The organism is Maribacter sp. MS6, from assembly GCF_056839185.1.
In genome coordinates this window covers 3,442,940-3,463,752 of record NZ_CM166389.1, presented here as the reverse complement: position 1 = coordinate 3,463,752, position 20,813 = coordinate 3,442,940, and the positions used below count along the sequence as shown (strand labels likewise).

Annotated in this window: 21 protein-coding genes; 17 read left to right on the top strand and 4 right to left on the bottom strand. The window is 38.3% G+C overall.

Going from position 1 to position 20,813, the window contains the following annotated elements:
* Positions 1 to 54 precede the first annotated feature (54 nt).
* Entirely contained in the window at positions 55 to 2,697 is a 2,643-nt protein-coding gene (locus MS6x_RS15140) for a valine--tRNA ligase (protein WP_482603304.1), read from the bottom strand.
* Between the two features lie 196 nt (positions 2,698 to 2,893).
* Here MS6x_RS15140 and MS6x_RS15135 point away from each other — a divergent pair, with 196 nt between their 5' ends.
* A complete protein-coding gene (locus tag MS6x_RS15135; protein WP_482603303.1) occupies positions 2,894 to 3,280 on the top strand; it encodes a DUF1573 domain-containing protein in 387 nt (128 codons plus the stop codon).
* A gap of 49 nt (positions 3,281 to 3,329) precedes the next feature.
* Here MS6x_RS15135 and MS6x_RS15130 read toward each other — a convergent pair whose 3' ends face one another.
* Positions 3,330 to 4,658 carry an aspartyl protease family protein gene (locus tag MS6x_RS15130; protein WP_482603302.1) on the bottom strand — a complete coding sequence of 443 codons (1,329 nt, stop codon included), beginning with the start codon at positions 4,656 to 4,658 and terminating at the stop codon, positions 3,330 to 3,332.
* A 149-nt stretch (positions 4,659 to 4,807) separates the two neighbouring features.
* Here MS6x_RS15130 and MS6x_RS15125 point away from each other — a divergent pair, with 149 nt between their 5' ends.
* From MS6x_RS15125 to MS6x_RS15085, 9 genes are all read left to right on the top strand, one after another.
* Entirely contained in the window at positions 4,808 to 5,998 is a 1,191-nt protein-coding gene (locus MS6x_RS15125) for a pyridoxal phosphate-dependent aminotransferase (protein ID WP_482603301.1), read from the top strand.
* Positions 5,998 to 7,014: a UDP-N-acetylmuramate dehydrogenase gene (gene murB / locus MS6x_RS15120; RefSeq protein ID WP_482603300.1), complete on the top strand. Its 1,017-nt coding sequence runs from the start codon at positions 5,998 to 6,000 to the stop codon at positions 7,012 to 7,014. Before MS6x_RS15125 ends, murB begins: the two co-directional genes overlap by 1 nt.
* A gap of 200 nt (positions 7,015 to 7,214) precedes the next feature.
* Complete coding sequence (locus MS6x_RS15115) at positions 7,215 to 7,775, top strand: RNA polymerase sigma factor (RefSeq protein ID WP_482603299.1); 561 nt, start codon at positions 7,215 to 7,217, stop codon at positions 7,773 to 7,775.
* Entirely contained in the window at positions 7,775 to 8,533 is a 759-nt protein-coding gene (locus MS6x_RS15110; protein ID WP_482607179.1) for an anti-sigma factor, read from the top strand. The genes MS6x_RS15115 and MS6x_RS15110 overlap by 1 nt, the downstream gene beginning before the upstream one ends.
* Positions 8,534 to 8,694: 161 nt before the next feature.
* A complete protein-coding gene (locus MS6x_RS15105) occupies positions 8,695 to 8,895 on the top strand; it encodes a membrane or secreted protein (RefSeq protein ID WP_482603298.1) in 201 nt (66 codons plus the stop codon).
* Between the two features lie 48 nt (positions 8,896 to 8,943).
* On the top strand, positions 8,944 to 9,501 hold the full coding sequence (locus tag MS6x_RS15100) for an RNA polymerase sigma factor (RefSeq protein WP_482603297.1): 558 nt from the start codon (positions 8,944 to 8,946) through the stop codon (positions 9,499 to 9,501).
* Positions 9,502 to 9,713: 212 nt separating this feature from the next.
* Entirely contained in the window at positions 9,714 to 10,589 is an 876-nt protein-coding gene (lipA, locus tag MS6x_RS15095) for a lipoyl synthase (RefSeq protein WP_482603296.1), read from the top strand.
* Between the two features lie 107 nt (positions 10,590 to 10,696).
* Positions 10,697 to 11,707 (top strand): type I glyceraldehyde-3-phosphate dehydrogenase, encoded by a 1,011-nt coding sequence (gene gap, locus MS6x_RS15090; RefSeq protein ID WP_482603295.1) that lies wholly within the window; start codon positions 10,697 to 10,699, stop codon positions 11,705 to 11,707.
* 35 nt (positions 11,708 to 11,742) lie between these two features.
* On the top strand, positions 11,743 to 13,923 hold the full coding sequence (locus MS6x_RS15085) for a tetratricopeptide repeat-containing hybrid sensor histidine kinase/response regulator (RefSeq protein ID WP_482603294.1): 2,181 nt from the start codon (positions 11,743 to 11,745) through the stop codon (positions 13,921 to 13,923).
* On the opposite strand, the gene lpxK is transcribed toward MS6x_RS15085, so the two are convergent.
* Complete coding sequence (gene lpxK, locus MS6x_RS15080) at positions 13,910 to 14,911, bottom strand: tetraacyldisaccharide 4'-kinase (protein ID WP_482603293.1); 1,002 nt, start codon at positions 14,909 to 14,911, stop codon at positions 13,910 to 13,912. The genes MS6x_RS15085 and lpxK overlap by 14 nt on opposite strands.
* 51 nt (positions 14,912 to 14,962) lie before the next feature.
* Here lpxK and MS6x_RS15075 point away from each other — a divergent pair, with 51 nt between their 5' ends.
* The 5 genes from MS6x_RS15075 to MS6x_RS15055 all read left to right on the top strand — a co-directional run bounded on the left by MS6x_RS15075 (position 14,963) and on the right by MS6x_RS15055 (position 18,546).
* A complete protein-coding gene (locus MS6x_RS15075) occupies positions 14,963 to 16,057 on the top strand; it encodes a Nif3-like dinuclear metal center hexameric protein (protein ID WP_482603292.1) in 1,095 nt (364 codons plus the stop codon).
* Positions 16,058 to 16,059: 2 nt separating this feature from the next.
* Positions 16,060 to 16,839 carry a zinc ribbon domain-containing protein gene (locus MS6x_RS15070; protein ID WP_482603291.1) on the top strand — a complete coding sequence of 260 codons (780 nt, stop codon included), beginning with the start codon at positions 16,060 to 16,062 and terminating at the stop codon, positions 16,837 to 16,839.
* A 70-nt stretch (positions 16,840 to 16,909) separates the two neighbouring features.
* Positions 16,910 to 17,347 carry a DUF4174 domain-containing protein gene (locus MS6x_RS15065; RefSeq protein ID WP_482603290.1) on the top strand — a complete coding sequence of 146 codons (438 nt, stop codon included), beginning with the start codon at positions 16,910 to 16,912 and terminating at the stop codon, positions 17,345 to 17,347.
* Between the two features lie 36 nt (positions 17,348 to 17,383).
* Positions 17,384 to 18,193, top strand: a complete 810-nt coding sequence (locus tag MS6x_RS15060; protein WP_482603289.1) for an SGNH/GDSL hydrolase family protein — start codon at positions 17,384 to 17,386, stop codon at positions 18,191 to 18,193.
* On the top strand, positions 18,190 to 18,546 hold the full coding sequence (locus tag MS6x_RS15055; protein ID WP_482603288.1) for a DUF2834 domain-containing protein: 357 nt from the start codon (positions 18,190 to 18,192) through the stop codon (positions 18,544 to 18,546). The genes MS6x_RS15060 and MS6x_RS15055 overlap by 4 nt, the downstream gene beginning before the upstream one ends.
* Here the strand turns inward: MS6x_RS15055 and MS6x_RS15050 are convergent.
* The gene (locus MS6x_RS15050; protein ID WP_482603287.1) at positions 18,532 to 19,878 is read right to left on the bottom strand and encodes an FAD-dependent oxidoreductase; all 1,347 of its coding nucleotides are present in this window, start codon (positions 19,876 to 19,878) and stop codon (positions 18,532 to 18,534) included. The two genes, MS6x_RS15055 and MS6x_RS15050, sit on opposite strands and share 15 nt — an antisense overlap.
* A gap of 160 nt (positions 19,879 to 20,038) precedes the next feature.
* Here MS6x_RS15050 and MS6x_RS15045 point away from each other — a divergent pair, with 160 nt between their 5' ends.
* Positions 20,039 to 20,683: a flavin reductase family protein gene (locus MS6x_RS15045; RefSeq protein WP_482603286.1), complete on the top strand. Its 645-nt coding sequence runs from the start codon at positions 20,039 to 20,041 to the stop codon at positions 20,681 to 20,683.
* Entirely contained in the window at positions 20,673 to 20,807 is a 135-nt protein-coding gene (locus MS6x_RS15040; RefSeq protein WP_482603285.1) for a DUF2256 domain-containing protein, read from the top strand. The genes MS6x_RS15045 and MS6x_RS15040 overlap by 11 nt, the downstream gene beginning before the upstream one ends.
* Positions 20,808 to 20,813 lie beyond the last annotated feature (6 nt).

Here is a 20,813-nt window from a genome sequence, read left to right as displayed (position 1 = left end):
GCTATCAGAAATAAAAAACTAATACTTAAGAAATAAGTAGTGCGAAAAAGTGTGTTATTTCAAACTGGCCAAACTCTTTTCCAAAGTCTCTATTTTTGCCTCCGCATCTGAGGCCTTTTTCTTTTCAATTGCCACAACCTGTTCTGGAGCATTATTCACAAAACGATCGTTAGAAAGCTTCTTTTGTACCGATTTTAAAAAACCCTTGGTGTATCCAAGTTCCTCTGTGATCTTTCTAATTTCTGCTTCGATATCAATCGCGCCAGAAATGGGAACAAAATACTCATTGCTTTTGACCCTAAAGGTCAGTGCTCCTTCTAGCGGAGCAACCACATAAGAAATTTGAGAGAGATTGGTGAGCTTCGATATCACGACATCCCATTTGGTTGTTGCCTGCTCTTCGTTTAACAAAGATAACTCTAACTCCTCTTTCATTGGGATATTCTTTTCCTTTCGGATGGTGCGAACTCCCGCTATAACCTCTTTCGTAAATTCAAACTCATTAATCATGGACGTATTTACATTACCAGCTTTAGGCCACTGGGAAACCACGAGGGCCTCGGCAGCATTCCTTGGAGCTATATGCTGCCAAATTTCCTCGGTTAAAAACGGCATAAAAGGATGAAGTAATTTTAAGTTATTCTCGAATACGCGAAGTACCGCATCAAAGGTAGTTTTATCAATAGGTTTTTGGTACGCCGGTTTTACTAATTCTAGTAACCAAGAACTATAATCGTCCCAAACCAATTTGTAAATGCTCATCAGGGCATCTGAAATACGGTATTTACTAAAATGATCCTCTATATCCAATAAGGTCTCGTTAAACTTGGAATCATACCATTCCAGAGCTAATTTAGAGGCCTCTGGCTGAGGCAAATCAGATACCTCCCAACCCTTTAAGAGCCGGAATCCGTTCCAAATTTTATTGGCAAAGTTCTTCCCCTGCTGGCATAAGTCTTCATCGAACATTAGGTCGTTACCAGCTGCAGAGCTTAAAAGCAATCCAACACGAACACCATCAGCTCCATAGTCCTCTATAAGCTTTAATGCATCTGGAGAATTACCGAGCGACTTGGACATTTTTCTACGTTGCTTATCCCGAACCAAACCGGTAAAGTAAACATTTTCAAAAGGACGTTCCCCTCTAAATTCATATCCTGCTACGATCATCCTTGCTACCCAAAAGAAAAGAATATCGGGTCCGGTAACAAGGTCATTGGTAGGGTAGTAATAACCTACTTCCTCATTTTCAGGCTCCAAAATTCCACCAAATACGCTTATTGGCCATAACCACGAAGAAAACCAAGTATCCAGAACATCTGCATCCTGTCTTAAATCTTCTAACGTCAAGGTGCGTTCCTCACCTTTTGCCAAAATAGTGTTTTGCGCTTTGTATAACGCCTCGGCTTTGGTTTCGGCGACCACAAAATCACTTTCTCCATCGCCATAGTAATACGCTGGAATTTGTTGTCCCCACCATAACTGACGGGAAATATTCCAGTCCCGAACATTTTCCATCCAGTGGCGATAGGTATTCTCAAACTTTTTAGGATATAGTTTTACATCGCCCATAGTCATTACAGATTCTAAAGCGGGTTTGGCCAGCTCCTCCATCTTCAAAAACCACTGGTCTGAAAGTTTAGGCTCAATAACTGCTTTGGTCCGCTCAGACGTTCCTACTTTATTAATATACGTTTCTGTCTTTACCAAAAATCCCTTTTCTTCCAACTCCTTGGAAATCTCTTTACGAACTACAAACCTGTCCTTACCTTGATACTGCAGTCCAAAACTATTAAGGGTAGCGTCATCATTAAAAATATCAATGGTATCCAGCTGATGCTTTTCACCAAGAGTTTTATCGTTTATATCATGGGCAGGTGTTACTTTTAGGCAACCTGTTCCAAATTCCATATCTACATATTCGTCCTCAATTATTGGGATGATTCTTTCGCAAATTGGAACAACTACCTTTTTTCCTTTGAGATGCAAAAACCGCTCATCATTAGGATTAATGCAAATTGCAGTATCTCCCAAAATAGTTTCTGGTCTGGTAGTAGCAATGGTCACTTTTTCATCCGAACCTTCAATGCCATAAGCGATGTAATACAATAAGCCCTGTTTTTCTTCGTAAATCACCTCCTCGTCCGAAAGGGTTGTTTTTGCTTCTGGATCCCAATTTACCATTCTATGACCTCTATAAATAAGACCTTTATCAAAAAGATTGACAAAAACTTTAATTACTGAAGCTGACATATCGTCATCCATCGTAAACTTTGTTCGATCCCAATCACAAGAACAGCCTAACTTCTTAAGTTGTTCTAAAATTACACCTCCATACTCGTCCGTCCAATCCCAAGCATGTTTTAAAAATTCCTCCCTACTTAAATCCTTCTTGTTAATCCCATCACTTTTTAATTTGGCAACCACCTTAGCTTCTGTAGCGATTGAGGCATGGTCCATACCAGGCACCCAACAGGCATTTTTCCCCATCAAACGAGCTCTTCTAATCAATACATCTTGTATCGTATTATTGAGCATATGTCCCATATGCAATATTCCGGTAACGTTAGGAGGAGGAATTACGATTGTATAAGGCTCTCGGTTATCTGGTATGGAATGGAAATACTCATTTTTCATCCAGTAATCATACCATTTGCCTTCAACGCTTTTAGGATCATATTTAGACGGTATCTCCATAATTGGAACAGTTTTTGTCGATATTAGTATATGGGATTAAAAAACAAAGCCGAAAAGATGTATTAAACCATCCAATCGAGCTTATTTCTTCCCTAATTTAAATACGAAACAAAAATAAGTAACGTTAGAGTATAACAAAAGGATTTTGAGGTTGTTCTGAAAAGAATTAGTTTTGATTTCCAAAAAACCTAAAGAAATGAAAAAATTAGTACTATTCTTATTTGTAGGAATGTTAGGATTTGGCCTTACCGCGCAAGACGCTGCGGCCAAAATAGAATTCAAGACCGAAACGGTAGATTACGGTGAAATTTCAAAAGGTGCTGATGGTATTCGCATTTTTGAATTCACAAATACCGGAAAAGCTCCACTAATTATAAGTGATGTGAGATCAAGCTGTGGGTGTACAATTCCTAAAAAACCGGATGCACCTATTATGCCAGGTAAAACAGGTGAAATTCAAGTTAAATATGACACTAACCGCGTAGGCCCTATAAGAAAAGCAATTACGGTTATATCAAATGCCGATACCCCAACAAAGGTTCTTAAGATTAAGGGTGAAGTTAAAGCAACCGGGGCCAAATAAAATTTTTATAATACAGAAATACGAGAAAGCCCATTTATTTGGGCTTTTTTTATTTGAATAAGTCTTTAAGTACAAAGCTAAAAATTAGGTCTTGATTAGATCTATCAACAAGAACCTTCACCTTCTTGTCTTTCTTTTTATTAAGCATCTGTAAGATTTCCTGTAACTTATATCTATGTACTCGTTGACCGTTGACCGCCAAAATTACGTCTCCCTCCTTTAATCCTGATAAAGAAGCCGGACTACCGGCACGGATGCCAGAAACAACAATTTCTGGCACCAAGCTCAGTCTTGTTGCACCCTGTAATATAATCTGTATGCTACCATAGGTAGTTTTGTCATCCGGCATAACCGCGTTGTTATGAGTGATTCTTTCGGATACATAGCGTACCCCGGCATGTTGTAAATCTATCCCACTAATATTGTATTGAAAAGGCAACTTAAAATTTGTGTTCTTTTTAAAAGAAATCTTCTTGTTTTGATAATCAAATATGATATTGAACCGTTTTAACACACCACCTCCAAAACTACCGTTCCTATCTCCCATATCTTTTACTACATCATAAACTGCCATGTCCGGAAAAGCTGCTTTCGCATCGTTTAGCACAAAATTACCAATCTGCACTTGTGATAGCTTGGTACGCTTACCATAAACATCTCCAGCAAGTCCCTTGCCCAAAAAATCATCATAATTTTTAAGTGGTAGTGTAATACTATCGTTCTCAAAAAGCCAAACCGCATCGCTGCTACCGGTATCCAATAACATTTTTACAGCTAGCTTTTTACTGTTTTCTAAAGTTACATTAGCTTTTACAAATGCTTTTGTGCCGTCCAAGGACATGTCCAAAACCTCCGTTTTAGCTTTTTCCTTATACACGTAATTATAAGGCTCATGGAATTTGAGATACTGCTTCCCGTAGTTTACTTCCACTACAAAGTCTCTAAACAAATCAAACCCTATGATACCATGGATGGGAATTCCTAAACTAGATGAAAAATTTATATCAGAATCCATTACCACATATAACTCTTGTAAGGAATTTACGATAGTCCCTAATTTAAACTGATTTCCATGAGACCTAAGCGCATTGATGGCCTCACCCTCTCCCAACCCATTTATAGTTACTTCGGATACATTATGCAACTGAATAGAATCTTGATCGGCTAGGTTAAAAAGTATTGGCTTGTTTACCCCGGAGTCCAACACAAAAGAAAGCTTGGCCCCATTCACTTCCAAAGGAATAATAATTAGGTTGTTCAATAACTCAAATTTAATTCTCTCCGTTTTCTTACCATCCGGTAAATGGTATTGTTGCGCGCTAAGAATATGTTGACCGCCCCAACATAGTACCACTAATAAAATCCATATTCTTTTCAAATCTCTAATAATTAGCACATTAAATATTTATAAGGTACGAATTTATTCGTCTTAAAATGAGTTTTTAACATAAACAATAGGTATAAATAAAAGTAACTTCCTTTGTAATATCGGTTATGATTTATCACTTTTGCGTAAAATAAAATAGTATGCCTACTGTATCTAAAAAAGGGCTTTCCATGCCCCAATCCCCAATAAGAAAACTAGTTCCTTTTGCAGAAAATGCTAAGAAAAAAGGGGCGAAGGTTATCCATCTAAATATTGGACAGCCAGATATTAAGACACCACAAATAGCTTTGGATGCCGTTAAGAACAACAACCTCAGCGTATTGGAATATAGCCGTACAGAAGGCTCTGAAGATTTGAGAGCCAAAGTTGCCGGATATTACGCTAAACATCAAATTCAGGTTACATCTAGCGATATCATAGTTACTACAGGAGGCTCCGAAGCCTTATCGTTTGCCATGAGTACCATAGCAGACAGTGAGGACGAAATAATTATACCCGAACCTTTTTACGCCAACTATAACGGATTTGCCACTGCTTCTGGGGTTAACGTGGTGCCTGTTGTTTCTAAGCTTGAGGATAACTTTGCACTGCCACCAATAGAAGATTTTGAAAAATTAATTACGAGCAAGACCAAAGCAATACTTATTTGCAATCCGGGGAATCCAACGGGATATTTATATAGCAAAGAGGAAATTCAAAAATTAGCTTTAATCGTTAAAAAACACGATCTCTATTTAATTGCCGATGAAGTCTACCGAGAATTCACCTACAACGAAGAGGGACATTACTCGATTTTACAGGAACAAGGTTTAGAGCAGCACGCGATCATCATTGATTCCGTTTCCAAAAGATATAGTATGTGTGGTGCCAGAATTGGCTTTCTGGTCACAAGAAACAAGGAAGTTATTGCTACTGCCCTAAAATTTGGGCAGGCAAGGCTATCGCCGCCAACCTACGCACAAATAGCTGTGGAAGCTGCTTTGGATACACCGCAAAGCTATTTTGATGATGTCAAAACCGAATACTTGCAGCGCAGAGACCTGCTTATTGCCGAACTTGAAAAAATAGAAGGCATAAAAGTAGCCAAACCACAAGGTGCATTTTATTGTATCGTAGAACTACCCATAATCGATGCGGATGACTTTGCACAGTGGTTGTTAGAAGATTTTAGGGTAGACAACGAAACGGTAATGGTAGCTCCGGCGGGAGGCTTTTACGCTACTCCGGGTCTTGGCAAAAACCAGATACGAATCGCTTATGTACTCGATCAGGATAGTTTGAAAAGAGCCGTGAATATCCTTGGCGAAGCGCTTAAAAGCTATATAGGCTAATGGAAATTAAAAAAGATTTTTCCCTTAAAAGCTACAACACCTTCGGAATAGATGCAAAAGCTAAGTTTTTTGTTTCGGTGACCAGTGTTGAAGAACTTAGGCAAATCTTAAGTCGTGATGAATTTCATACCAAATTTATATTGGGTGGCGGCAGCAACATGCTACTGACGAGGAATATAGAAGCGTTGGTGATCCACATTGCCATAAAAGGAATTTCCGTAGTTTCCTCTGATAACAAGAAGGTCCTATTAAAAGTTATGGCTGGTGAAAACTGGCATGAAACCGTTCTCTGGACCTTGGAACACGGATACGGTGGTTTAGAAAATATGTCACTTATACCAGGAAATACCGGCACCGCTCCAGTCCAAAACATAGGTGCTTATGGAACAGAGCTCAAAGACTGTTTCGTTAGTTGTGAGGCTATGAATAGAACTACGCTGGAACTACACACCTTTTCAATAGAAGAATGCAAATTTGGCTACCGAGAGTCCTATTTTAAAAATGAAGGTAAAGATCAATATATTATAACTTCAGTGACGTTTACCCTTACAACGAAAAATCACAAACTCAATACAAGTTACGGTGCCATAGAACAAGAACTGGCAAAAAAAAACATAACGAACCCTACCATAAAAGAAGTTTCCAATGCGGTAATTAGCATAAGAAACAGCAAACTTCCTGATCCAAAGAAGCTAGGAAATAGTGGTAGCTTTTTTAAAAACCCTGTTGTTGATCTCGTAACATTTGAGCGGTTCAACCAAGACCACCCAGACGCTCCTTTTTACAAGGTTTCAGACGCCCATTATAAAATACCTGCCGGATGGCTCATTGAACAATGCGGTTTTAAGGGCAAACGCTTTGGAGACGCAGGGGTCCATAAAAACCAGGCGTTGGTTTTGGTAAATTATGGAAATGCCACTGGAAAAGAAATACTTGCCCTAGCGGATAAGATTATCACTGCCGTAGAAAACAAGTTCAAAATTAGAATTACACCTGAAGTGAATTTAATAAAATAGCCCTCACAATTAATATTGCAAGGGCTATACCAAACCAAACTAACCAAAAAATAAGTAGCAGTTACCAGCTGCATACCTAAAAAGATTTATATTTTCACGTAACGTCGTCTTTACAATCAATTTTATAAATTAGCGTTTAGAGGATATACGGAGCAGACAGTCGTTTGGATGTTAAAACCAATAAGTCCGACTTCACTTTTATGAGTACACTACTTGAAAAACATATTGTCGAATTATTACAGGAACGGAATGATAAAGCTATTTCGTTACTGTATGACAATTACGGTGACACCTTGCTTGGTGTAGCTAAAAAAGTGGTGCGCAGTGATGACCTTGCTCAAGATGTGCTCCAAGAAAGCTTTGTTAAAATCTGGAAGAAGTCTGACTCTTACGACCCTTCAAAAGCAAAGCTATTTACATGGCTTTTTAGAATTACACGCAACACCGCTATCGATAAGCTTAGAAGTGTCAACACAAAAACGGACAAAGAAATCCAAATAGACGTTTCGGACGTATATAGTATAGGTGTAGAAAGTACCAAGCCGGAACTTATGGACATCCAAGAACATTTGGATAAGATAGAGGAGAAGTATCAAGTAGTACTGGACGCTCTATTTTTTCAAGGAATGACCCAACAAGAAGCTAGTGAAGAATTGGATATTCCTTTAGGAACGATAAAATCCAGACTTAAAATTGGCCTTAGGGAACTTCGTAAAATATATGGCCCGGCAACTTTAGCACTGCTATTAAACTTATTATGATGGTAGAAAAAATAAAAACATTTTTAGATTCGGACATTCTAGAGCGATACCTTTTAGGAAGTACCACAGAAATGGAAACCTTACAAGCGGAAAGATACATTGCCATGTATCCAGAAGTGAGAAAGGTATACAATGAACTCCAGGAAAATTTGGAGACCTACGCAAAGCTTCATGCAGTGCAAACTCCGGACGGGCTCAAAGAGAAAATCCTAGCAAGAATCCGATCAGAACGGGCAGGCAGACGTAAATTCTTCAGGTATGCCATGGCTGCGAGTATTGTTGCATGTATGTTCGCCAGTGCCTCTTTTTTCTTCTGGGAACAAAACCAGAGCTTACAAGAGGAAAACACGATGGTAAGCAACAAGATAAAACTATTGGAAGAAGATATGAAGCAACAATTGGAGGATGTAAGAAACCAATTTATTGTGCTTAATAATCCACAAACCAAAAAATATAATGTAAGAGGAAATAATAATGCTAAAGAACTGAAAGCGGTAGCATACATCAATCCTATAAAAAAATTATCTTATATCAACGTAAAAAAATTACCAAATCTCCCTGAAGATCAGTGTTTTCAAATGTGGGCCGAGGTAAACGGAGAAATGTTAAATCTTGGTATTATCGAAGAGGCCAGAAACAGCGATAACCTCTTAGCATTGCCCTATGCAAAAAACGCGGTAGGATATATTACTATTGAGCCAAAAGGAGGTAACCAAAATCCTACGGTGGAAAACATAGTCGCTAATATTTCCTACTAAACTTCAGTATTAAAGTATTGCTAAAGCCCCTAAATGGGGCTTTATTTTTATATCTTTGTTACTGATTTTAATACACATTGCTAATTGCGATTTCCAATATATTGGTAATAATCATTGTTCTGAATAGACTTTTATTAATCGGTTTTTGAAATTTTACCCAAATGAAACTTATACTTCTTACTATTGCACTTTTAGGCCTTGCCTTCTTAGGTATCGCCATTAAAATATGGGCCAAAAAAGACGGTAAATTTGCAGGAACTTGTGCGAGCCAAAGCCCATTCCTTAACCAAGATGGCCAAGCATGCGGTATGTGCGGTAAACTTCCTAGTGAACAGGATTGCAAAAACGAGAGTATCACTTAGTTGAACCACTTTATTTCTATTAATAAAATTACGAGATAACATTAAAATTTGGATAAAACAGAGGCTATAGCAGAGACTATCAACAAAGCCAAATTGGGCAATCAGATTGCTTTTAGCCGATTACTCGACACTTTTTGGAACGATGTTTATGGTTTTCAACTAAAGCGTACAGAAAATGAAAACGACGCAGAAGACATTACCATACAAACCTTCTCCAAAGCATTTGATAAAATAAATACCTACAAGGAAGCGTACGTTTTTAAAACATGGCTCATTGCAATTTCCAAGAATATACATATAGACTTGGTTCGTAAAAGGAAAAGAAATATTCTGGATTCCAGAGGCAATGGAGAAGCGATAAAAAAAATGTTGGATGATGCACCAACTATGGAAGATAGGTTAATTCAAGAACAGAACCTTACTGATTTACTTCGTGATATAAAAAAATTAAAACCACATTACCAAGAGGTAATAAACCTAAGATACTTTAATGAACTTAGTTATGCGGAGATAGCGGAAAAGCTGAACGAACCTATGAACAATATTAAAGTTAAATTGTTAAGGGCAAAGAAACTTTTGGCCGAGATTATTTCCAATAAAGCGTAACCAACTTCCAAAGCACGAACTGATTGTTATTAATCAAATAACCTCTAAAAACCAAGGGTACCGTGCATTTCTCATATGTAGTTGTTTATAAATTTCTCGCGGAGAATTAAACCTAGAACGCGCTTAAAAGGAATTAATACTTAAGACGTCACAAGCTAACGGACGGCTCTTAAATCCATGATTTAGTTTGTATATTTGCATAAAAAAGCAGCATGTCCGTAGCAATAAAAGAAAACGTGGCTCCACCAAAAGGGAAACCAAAATGGTTACGAGTAAAACTCCCTACCGGTAAAAAATATACGCAGTTAAGAGGTCTGGTAGAAAAGTATGATTTACATACGATTTGCACTAGTGGTAGTTGTCCTAACATGGGAGAATGCTGGGGAGAAGGTACAGCAACATTTATGATATTAGGAAATGTCTGTACGCGCTCCTGTGGTTTTTGTGGCGTAAAGACCGGAAGACCTGAAAATGTAGACTGGGCAGAGCCAGAAAAGGTAGCACGCTCCATTAAGATTATGGGTATTAAACATGCTGTAGTCACCTCGGTCGATAGAGACGACCTCAAGGATATGGGATCCATTATCTGGGCGGAGACCGTACAGGCGATACGAAGAATGAATCCCGAAACGACCTTAGAAACATTGCTGCCAGATTTTCAAGGGATAACAAAACACTTGGACCGTATCATAGCAGTTTCGCCAGAAGTAGTTTCCCATAATATGGAAACCGTTAAAAGACTAACACGTGAGGTACGTATACAAGCAAAATACGAACGTAGTTTAGAGGTGTTGAGATACTTAAAGCAGAAAGGTATTAACAGAACCAAATCGGGTATTATGCTTGGTCTTGGAGAATTGGAAGAAGAAGTAATCCAGACTTTGAAAGATTTGCGAAGTGCAAATGTAGATGTAGTTACCATTGGACAGTATCTTCAGCCCTCCAAAAAGCATCTACCTGTAAAGGAATTCATTACGCCCGAACAGTTTAAAAAATACGAAGATATTGGACTAGAAATGGGCTTTAGACATGTGGAAAGCGGTGCTTTGGTAAGATCATCCTACAAGGCGCATAAACATATCTTATAGTTAGTCTGCACTACCGGTATGTGAACCGTAACTTACCTCTTTTTCAAATAAAAACAAGAACCATTTTCTAAACAGCTATTGGAGAACAAAAAGCCAAATTCATACCAATGAAAAAGGTAAATATAGGAATCAATGGATTTGGGAGAATTGGCAGAACCTTTTTTAGGTTGGCACAACAACATCCAACTATTAATATTGTTGCGGTTAACGACCTTTCGGACACACGGACTTTATCGCATTTGCTAAAGTATGATAGCATTCACGGTGTACTATCGACCAAAATCGGCTATGACGAGAAGCACATTATCGTTAATGAACATAAGGTAAGACTTACCAGTGAAGCGCATCCAAAGGACATAAACTGGGGTAAACAAGCAGTAGATGTGGTAGTGGAGTGCACCGGTAAATTCAAAACGCGTGAACAGCTCAGTTACCATCTTAAAAATGGAGCGAAGAAAGTAATATTATGTGTTCCTCCAGATGAAGATGATATTAAAATGCTTGTTTTTGGGATTAACGAGCAAAGCCTTACCAGGGAAGATACCATTATCTCAAACGCTTCTTGCACTACAAACAATGCTGCGCCAATGATCAAAGTTATCCAAGAACTTTGTGGCATTGAGCAAGCCTATATTACCACCATACACTCCTATACCAGCGACCAAAGTCTACACGACCAGCCCCATAGGGATTTGAGACGTGCAAGAGCGGCAGCCCAATCTATTGTCCCCACCACTACGGGTGCGGCAAAAGCGTTAACAAGGATATTTCCTGACCTATCCGAAGTGATTGGAGGGTGCGGAATACGGGTACCGGTACCAAATGGATCCTTAACAGATATCACCTTTAATGTGAAAAAACATACAAGTATCCAGGAAATTAACGATACTTTTAAGCGTGTTTCTGAAAATGAGCTAAAAAATATTCTTTTTTACACAGAAGACCCTATTGTATCCATTGATATAAACAATAGTTATCATTCTTGTACGTTTGATTCTCAGATGACCTCGGTAATAGGAAAAATGGTGAAAATTATTGGGTGGTACGATAATGAAACAGGATATTGTAGCAGAATTATAGACCTTATTAATTTTATGAGAACTAAACAGTTTATTTGAATCCTCAACTTTTATATAAAAAGTCAAAGTACTTCATGGCATTACTCCTGGTTTTAGGCTTAGGAGGATTGACTATTGCTCAAGAAACTACACCCTACAAAGATGTTGCGCCCTACCTCAACGAGGCCCGTAACCTAAGAAATCAAAACAAGATTGACCTTGCGCTGGAGACATTGGACAAAGCTGCCGCGGAAGCAGAGAAAAACGAAGATGTTAAAGCCTTAATAGACTCCTATCATGAACTTGCCATTCTTTACCTTAAACTGGACCGCGAAGGAGACACACAGTTCTATTGGGATAGGGCAAGCGTTCTCTTAAAGGATACGGCCTACCCCTATGGCGACGCTATCCACAAGTATATAGAGGCTATTTTATTATACAGAAGCGACCAGAATTTTCAGGCGCTATCCATGCTGGAGAAAGCGAAGCAACTCAATAACGATAGAAATTTTTTCAATAACATCTTATTGGCAGAAGCGAAGGTCTATCTGAATCTTGAAAAATATGAAAGTGCTACAAAAAACCTAAATTCCCTCGTAGTGAATACCGATATCTACGAAAAGGATTTTTTGACAACCCAGGCATATTTAGGTCTTGCGGAGCTTTATTTGAAAAAGGGAGAGTTAAACGAGAGTGCCCAAAATGGGGAGTACGCCTTAAAAATAGCGAATACCAATGGTTTTTTTATGGAGTCCAAAAAAGCGAATATCCTTCTTACCAATATTTATGAACAATTAGGGTTATATGAAAATGCGTATTCTAAAAGCCAAAATTTACTACAAATAAATGATTCCATTTTTAATGTAGAAAAGCTGAAAGTAGAGGTAAAAACAGCGGATAAAATACGGGATGACATAAAGACGAATCAAATAATTAGCTTGGAAACCAAAGTAGATGAACTTACAGAGTCTCAGAATAGGTCGGAGATTACAGCTATTCTGGCTTCAGCGTTCTTAATTATCATCTCCTTGTTGGCGGTATCCTTATTCCGAAACAACCAAATTAAAGTAAAGACGAACGACCTTCTTCATACAAAAAACAAGGAGCTTCAAGTAGCAAGGGATGGAGCGGTACAAGCTATGGAGGCAAAGACCAATTTTTTATCTACGGTTAGCCATGAGCTAAGAACACCTTTATATGCGGTAACCGGGCTAACGCATTTATTATTGGAAGAAGATCCGGAAGAACATCAAAAGGAACATTTAAAGGCCTTAAAATTCTCCGGGGATTATCTCCTAAACTTCATTAATGATATTCTTCACATAAACAAAATAGACGCCAATAAATTGGAACCGTTACATATGGATTTCAATTTAAAGAAAATAATAAACGAGGTCATGGACTCGCTGCAGCAAAGTGCAAAGGCAAATAACACCAAACTCTTGCTAGACTTTGACCAGAATATTCCAGGGCATTTGATGAGTGATCCCCTAAAGCTTTCACAGGTTTTCATGAATCTCATCGGAAATTCTATCAAGTTTACCAAAGATGGTCAAGTTACCGTTACCACTAAATTACTTTCTAAGGAAAACGAAGATGTAAAAATCTATTTTGAAGTAAAGGACAACGGCATTGGCATATCCAAGGAAAAGCAAAAAAGTATTTTTGATGGTTTCGAGCAAGGTTCCATTCAAATTAATAGAGAGTATGGAGGAACAGGACTTGGTCTTACCATCGTAAAAAGTTTACTAAGTCTTTTCGATAGTGAAATTCAATTAGAGAGCGAACTTGGCAATGGAAGCTCCTTTTTCTTCGAAATCGACATGAAAAGTATAGAGGACCTACCGAACGATGTTACGTTTGAGGTAACTAAACGTGATTACGATTTTAAAGGGCTGCATATTATGATTGTAGAGGACAATAAGATCAACCAAGTGATTACGAAAAAAATGCTGACTAAAAAAGAGATTACCAGTGATATTGCAAGCAATGGCGAAGATGCGGTAATCTTGGCAAAAGAAAATGTTTACGATGCTATCTTAATGGATATACACATGCCAGGTATTAGCGGTGAGGAGGCTACCATACAAATACGGGAATTTGATCAACGCACCCCCATAATAGCGCTTACCGCCATTTCGCTTGACGATAGTTTGGAAAGCTTTTATGCGGCTGGTTGCAACGATGTAGTAACCAAACCTTTTAAACCAGAAGTTTTCTACCAAAAAATAGGGGAAAATATCTTTGACAAAAAGCCCAATATTACCGAGTCATAAGTTTTTCTAGTTCCTGTTGCAATACTATCGCTCCATTATTTAAAAACGCATGTGATACAGGAATATAATACAAGTTATCCAAGTCGTTCTTTAACCTAACATAATCCTTTTCCGTAGTGAGGATACATTTCTTTTTGCTAAGCATTGCGATTTCGTTTTTCGTAAAAAAGTGATGATCATTATAAGCCAAATGCTCAAAGTCAATGCCATTTCTCTTTAAAAAGGAAGCCAAAGGCTTTGGGTCGGCAATGCCTGTTACCAAACTAAGCTCTTTTTCCATAAAAAAACTGAGTGGAACCTGCTTGTCGGACACCAATACGTGGTCGTCATAAGACAAATAGGCAAACAAGACCGTTTGATGCGCCTTAGGTTTTAATTTGTTCACTATGCGAGCCTGTTCCTCCTTAGAAAGAGATTCGGGACATTTGGTCACTACAATACAATTGGCTCTTTGGGCGGCGTATTTTGCATCTCTTAAATTACCTGTTGGCAGATACCAATCATGTACATAAAGGTTTTCGTAGGTGGTTAATAAAATGGAATAGCTTGGTTTCACCTTTCGATGTTGAAACGCATCGTCCAATACAATAACTTCTGGCTTAATTTCCTGTTCTAAGTATGAGATGCCATTTCTTCTATCTGCATCTACCGCAACGGTAATCGTAGGAAATTTTCTAAATATCTGAAAAGGCTCATCTCCTATTTGTTCAACTGTTGTTGTTCTGCTAGCCAAAACAAATCCAGATGATTTTCTTTTATACCCCCTACTCAACATCGCCACTTTATAGCGTGGTATTAAAGAATGTATTAGGTACTCTGTCATCGGCGTTTTTCCTGTACCACCCACGGACAAGTTGCCTACACATATCGTGGTGGTCAAATAGCTTTCGGATTTAAAAATACCTTTATCATAACACCAGTTACGAGCAGAAACCACTACGGCATAAATAAGGGAAAAAGGAAAAAGAAGTTTTCTTAGCAGTTGCATCGGAACGAAATTATAATAATTTATCTTTGATAACCTTATATTTTATGGAAAATGACAGTAAACGAAGTAACCACTATTTTAGAACAACTAGCACCTTTGGGATACGCAGAGGACTTTGATAATGTAGGCCTACTGGTAGGTGAGGCAGCAATGGAAGTCCATGGGATACTAGTAACTTTGGACACTTTGGAAAACGTCGTTGATGAAGCGATAGAAAAGAACTGTAATCTTATCGTTAGCTTCCATCCGATTATCTTTAAAGGTCTTAAAAAAATTACAGGAAGAAACTATGTTGAAAGAACCGTATTAAAGGCCATTAAGAACGATATTGCCATTTATGCGACACACACTGCCCTCGATAATAGTATCGCAGGGGTGAACGACAAAATATGTAATGTTCTAGGGTTAACAAATACACGAATCTTAATTCCCAAAAAAGAGGCCATTAAAAAATTGGTCACCTATGTTCCGTTAGCAAATAGTGATGAGGTGAAAACTGCCTTATTCGTTGCTGGTGCAGGCGCCATTGGCAATTACAGTAATTGTAGCTTTAGCATGGAAGGAACCGGAAGTTATAAGGCCAACGAGAATGCCAATCCGGCTAAGGGGACCATTGGTACGATACATTACGAAAAAGAAATCCAAATTAGCGTGACTTATTCAACAACTGTTGAAAAACAGGTACTCTCAGCTCTTTTTGAGCATCACCCTTACGAAGAAGTCGCCTATGAAATTACCACGCTTGAAAATAAAGACCAGCAAATTGGCATGGGTATGATTGGCGAATTCGAAACTAGCATGTCTGAAATCGACTTTTTGAGCTATTTAAAAGATAAAATGAACGCTACTGTGGTACGCCATTCACAGCTTAGAAACAAAGAGATTAAAAAAGTAGCCGTACTTGGTGGAAGCGGTGCTTTTGCAATTGGTGCCGCAAAAGCGGCTGGAGCAGATGTTTTTGTTACCGCAGATGTTAAATACCACGAGTTTTATCAGGCAGAAAAGCAATTGGTTGTCGCAGATATAGGACACTTTGAAACTGAGCAGTTTACAAAAAACCTTTTAGTTGATTATCTTACAAAAAAAATTCCTAATTTTGCAATCCGTTTATCGGAAAGTATAACAAATCCTATCAAGTATTTTTAAATATGGCAAAAAAAGAAGATTCGTCCGTAGAAGCAAAGCTTAGAGCATTGTACGATTTGCAATTGATTGACTCGCGAGTTGATGAAATACGCAATGTCCGTGGCGAACTACCGTTGGAAGTTGAAGATTTGGAAGATGATGTTCTTGGCCTAAAAACTAGAATGGATAAGCTTAAAACCGATTTAGAAAATATCAATTTTGAAATTGGAGCCAAGAAAAATCTAATCGAGGAAGCTAAAGCATTGATTAAAAAATACACGGAGCAGCAAAAGAATGTACGCAACAGTAGAGAATTCAACTCTATTACCAAGGAATTGGAATTTCAAGAATTGGAGATACAGCTAGCTGAAAAAAATATTAAGGAATTTAAAGCCCAGATAGATCAAAAAAAGGCGGTAATTGCCGAAACCAAAGAACGACTTTCTGAGCGTGAGGCGCACTTAAAACACAAAAAAAGTGAATTGAACGCAATTTTGGCAGAAACCGAAAAAGAAGAAAAAGCTTTGTTGGAAGAGTCCTTAAAGTACCAAGGAAAAATAGAAGAGCGTTTGGTTAAGGCCTATGCAAGGATTCGCAACAATGTAAAGAATGGTTTAGCTGTTGTTCCTATCGAAAGAGGAGCTTCAGGTGGTTCCTTCTTCACGATTCCACCGCAGGTGCAAGTGGAAATTGCTTCACGTAAAAAAATTATTACAGATGAGCATAGTGGTAGAATTTTGGTAGACCCTACCCTAGCCGACGAGGAATCTGAAAAAATGCAAAAAATGTTCGCTAAACTATAAGCGACATTCTATAATAAGCAAAAGCCGTCTATCTTTGATAGATGGCTTTTTTTATGTAGTTTAGGCTTACATGTTCGTAACAAAAACCATAGTTCTAGTTCTTTTATTTACCGTCGCCCCTATGTTGCATGCACAAAATTTAAGCGATTATCAGTGGAAAAATAGACTTGTTATTCTAGTGGATGAAGGATTAAAAACAGACGATATCCGATCTCAATTTAAAGCCTTTGTATCCAAGCCCGATGAGCTTATTGGACGGGATATTTTACTTTTTCTATTAACGCCTAAAACGATAGTTCTATCCAACGGGGAAAATGCGGAGCTTTCTGTAAATGACGCTTATAGTTCCCTATCCATTCCTAAAAATTTTAAAGGTGTCCTTCTTATTGGAAAAGATGGTGGCATAAAACTCAAAAAGCCCTTTGAAGTAACCACAGCGGATATTTTTACTTTAATCGATGGTATGCCAATGCGGAAATCTGAAATTAGGAAGCATCAAGGTAGCTAAATCTAATCCCTTTATCGCTAGTAATTAATAATAGGTATGAATTTAAAATACAGTTTAGGCGCGATTATATCCATACCGCTTTTGCCAATACTTTATTTTCAAGGTAAATTAATAAAAGCAAAGGTCCCAAAATTACCAGAAGCAAGGGAAGGGAAGGGGTCATGTTTAGCCTCGTCCAATAGAACATTCAGAATGATTACCCTTGGAGAAAGCACTATTGCAGGTGTTGGTGTCACAACTCATGAAGAAGGCTTTACAGGAACTTTGGCAAAAGAACTATCAACAGAACTTAAGATAAATATCGACTGGAAAGTGTATGCTAAGAGCGGATACACAGCCAAAAAAATTAATGATTCTATTATATCCAGTATTACAGAAAATCTAATTGATTTAATTGTAATCGGAATAGGGGGAAATGATGCGTTTGAATTAAACACCCCTAAAAGATGGAATACCGATGTGCGTGAACTCATTAAAAGTATTCAAGCGAAGTTCAAAGCAGTTCCTATCCTATTCATCAATATGCCTCCGATTAAAGAATTTCCGGCCTTTACATCACTCATAAAATTTACGATTGGTAATCTGGTAGATATTCTTGGAGAAGAATTAGAAAAAGTAGTAAAAGATTTTGAAAACGTTTATTATTACTCGCGAGTAGTTCGTTCAAGCTACTTTATTGAACGGTACAAGCTCAACATGTCCCCTACCGAGTTCTTTAGTGACGGTGTCCATCCTTCCAAAATAACCTACCAAATATGGGCAAAAGATGTTTCCAATTATATACTAGAATCCCACGACATTAGAAAGAACTTGCGATTATCCCAAAGAACTAATAATACTCAATGATGAAACCTAAATTTACGACTATAGAACTTATATTTTTGGCAATGGCCATCATTGGAGTTGGAGCAACATGGTATTTTAATGCACTTTTTTATTTGGAGACAGCGGATACCTCCATCACTAATTTCATTGCTCAAACGGTAACTACGCTTCCAGCAAAGTCTATAAGCGCGGATATTAGTGTTGTAGCCACCACCTTTCTAATATGGATGGTGTACGAAGCCAGAAAACTAAAAATGAAACACTGGTGGCTATTTATTCCGTTAACTTTTCTCATAGCCATCGCATTTACCTTTCCTCTATTTTTATTCTTTAGGGAACGTAAAATTAGAAAGAACAGCCTAATTACCCAGTAAGGATAGTATCTTCTGCTCTACGGCCTTGCTATCCCAAATCTCTTTAATATTGGGCATTTGCATAACCTCTTGCATCAATTCCTCTTGGGCATCACCAATAGCTAAAGCTTCAGAATAAGGCCGATCGGAAAAGGTAACCCTGCTGTAAGCCGGAATCCACTTATCTGGATATTTTGCTGCAAAATTCTTTTCTATTTTCTTTTGCAGCAAAAAGCTCGGGTCTGCCGTTTTACTGCTCATTTCCATAAAATTACGGTAGCTTAACTCTGCAATGGCATCAGCATTTGGTTTTCTGGAACGCTGGTATTCCATAAATATCGTCTCCCAATCATTCGAATGTTTTTCAATGAGCTGATTTAACACAAAAATATCCTCAAAACCAGCGTTCATTCCCTGGCCATAAAAGGGTACAATAGCATGCGCAGAATCGCCTACCAAGGCTACTTTATCCCAGTAGGTCCAAGGATAACATTTCATAGTCACCATGGCGCTGGTAGGATTTTTAAAGAAATCTTCTAGCAGATCTTCCATGACCTGCATCACATTGGGAAAATAAGTAACAAAAAATTCCTGCGCCTGTGTCTTGGTTTTAATATGTTCAAAAGAGACCTCGCCCTCAAACGGCATAAAAAGAGTACAGGTAAAGCTGCCGTCCAAATTGGGCATGGCAATGAGCATGAACTTGCCTCTTGGCCAAATATGAAAGGAATTTTTATCCAACTTATAGCTTCCATCGTCATTGGCCGGTATGGTCAATTCTTTGTAGCCAACGTCAATAAAATCCTGTGAATAATCGAACCTACTGCGCCGTTGCATCTTATGCCGAACCCTGGAAAAAGCACCGTCGCAGCCAAAAATCATATCGTATTGGTATTCTTGCCATTCGCCTTTCTCGGTTTCCCCTGTATATATTTTAGCATCGGGCAGATCTACGTCCCACACCTTTTCGTTAAATCGAAACGCAACTCCGGCATCCTCGGCCAAATCAATCATCTTCTTATTGAGCACACCGCGGGAAATAGACCAAATAGCCTCTCCCTCCTTCCCATATTTCTGGTAGTATTCTGGCTGCCCCACCACATGCATGGCCCGCTTATCCAAAGGAATACCAATTTTTCGTATTTCACTAGCGATACCAACTTCCTGCAAAGCGTTCCATCCCCTATTGCTCATGGCCAAGTTTATAGAACGACCGGAAAATTCGATATTCCTAATATCGGGCCGTCTATCAAAAACGGTAATCTCATGACCATGTTTACGTAGATATATAGCAAGTAGCGAACCTACGAGACCAGATCCAATAATGGCAATATCCTTTTTATGTTGCGGCATACGTCCGGGATTAATACAAGTTAGGTAACGAGCTACAAAAATAACAAATATAAAGCGACGGATAACGCCAAAGAACCACCTAGATGGCACAGATTTTATTAGTTTTGTTGTTTGTATTGTTTAACTTTTGTATATTTTTGATAAACAAAATATATTTAGTTTGAAACATTTCGATTCTTCCACCCTTACCGAGCTTCCTAGCCGGTACCGCGCAAATTTGATTAACAGCGTTACGGGCTATAAGTCCTGTAACCTTTTGGGTACCATTGCACCAACAGGAAATACCAATCTCGCTATATTTAATTCGGTCGTACATATTGGCAGTAATCCTGCTTTGTTGGGATTTATCCTTAGACCCCTGACCGTAAAACGCGATTCCTATAACAACTTTAAAACAGCTGGCTATTTTACGGTAAACCAAGTTTCGGAGTCTATTATAAAGCAAGCGCACCATACCTCGGCAAAATATGAGGAAAATGTCTCGGAGTTTGATAAAAGTGGCCTTACGGAAGAATTCTTAGATGGTTTTGAAGCGCCTTATGTCTCCGAAAGTGCCATAAAAATAGGCTGTACCTATCGTAACGAATATGAAATAGAAGAAAATGGATGCTTGTTGATTATAGGTGCTATCGAACATATCTATATTCCAGAGGAGATTATTACGGAAGACGGATGGGCGAATTTAGAGAAAACAAATGCCATTAGCGCTGTTGGTATCGACGGTTATGCATTCCCAAAAATAGTAGAGCGTTTGTCATATGCCAGGCCAGAGGAACCTAGCAAATCTATTTTAGATGGCGCATAAAAAGCCAAACCTACCTCGTAAGGTTTGTTGCGTTTGTGGACTACCGTTTACTTGGCGAAAAAAGTGGGAAAAGAATTGGGAAGAGGTCAAATATTGCAGTGAAAAATGTAGGAGAAATAAATAATGGGCG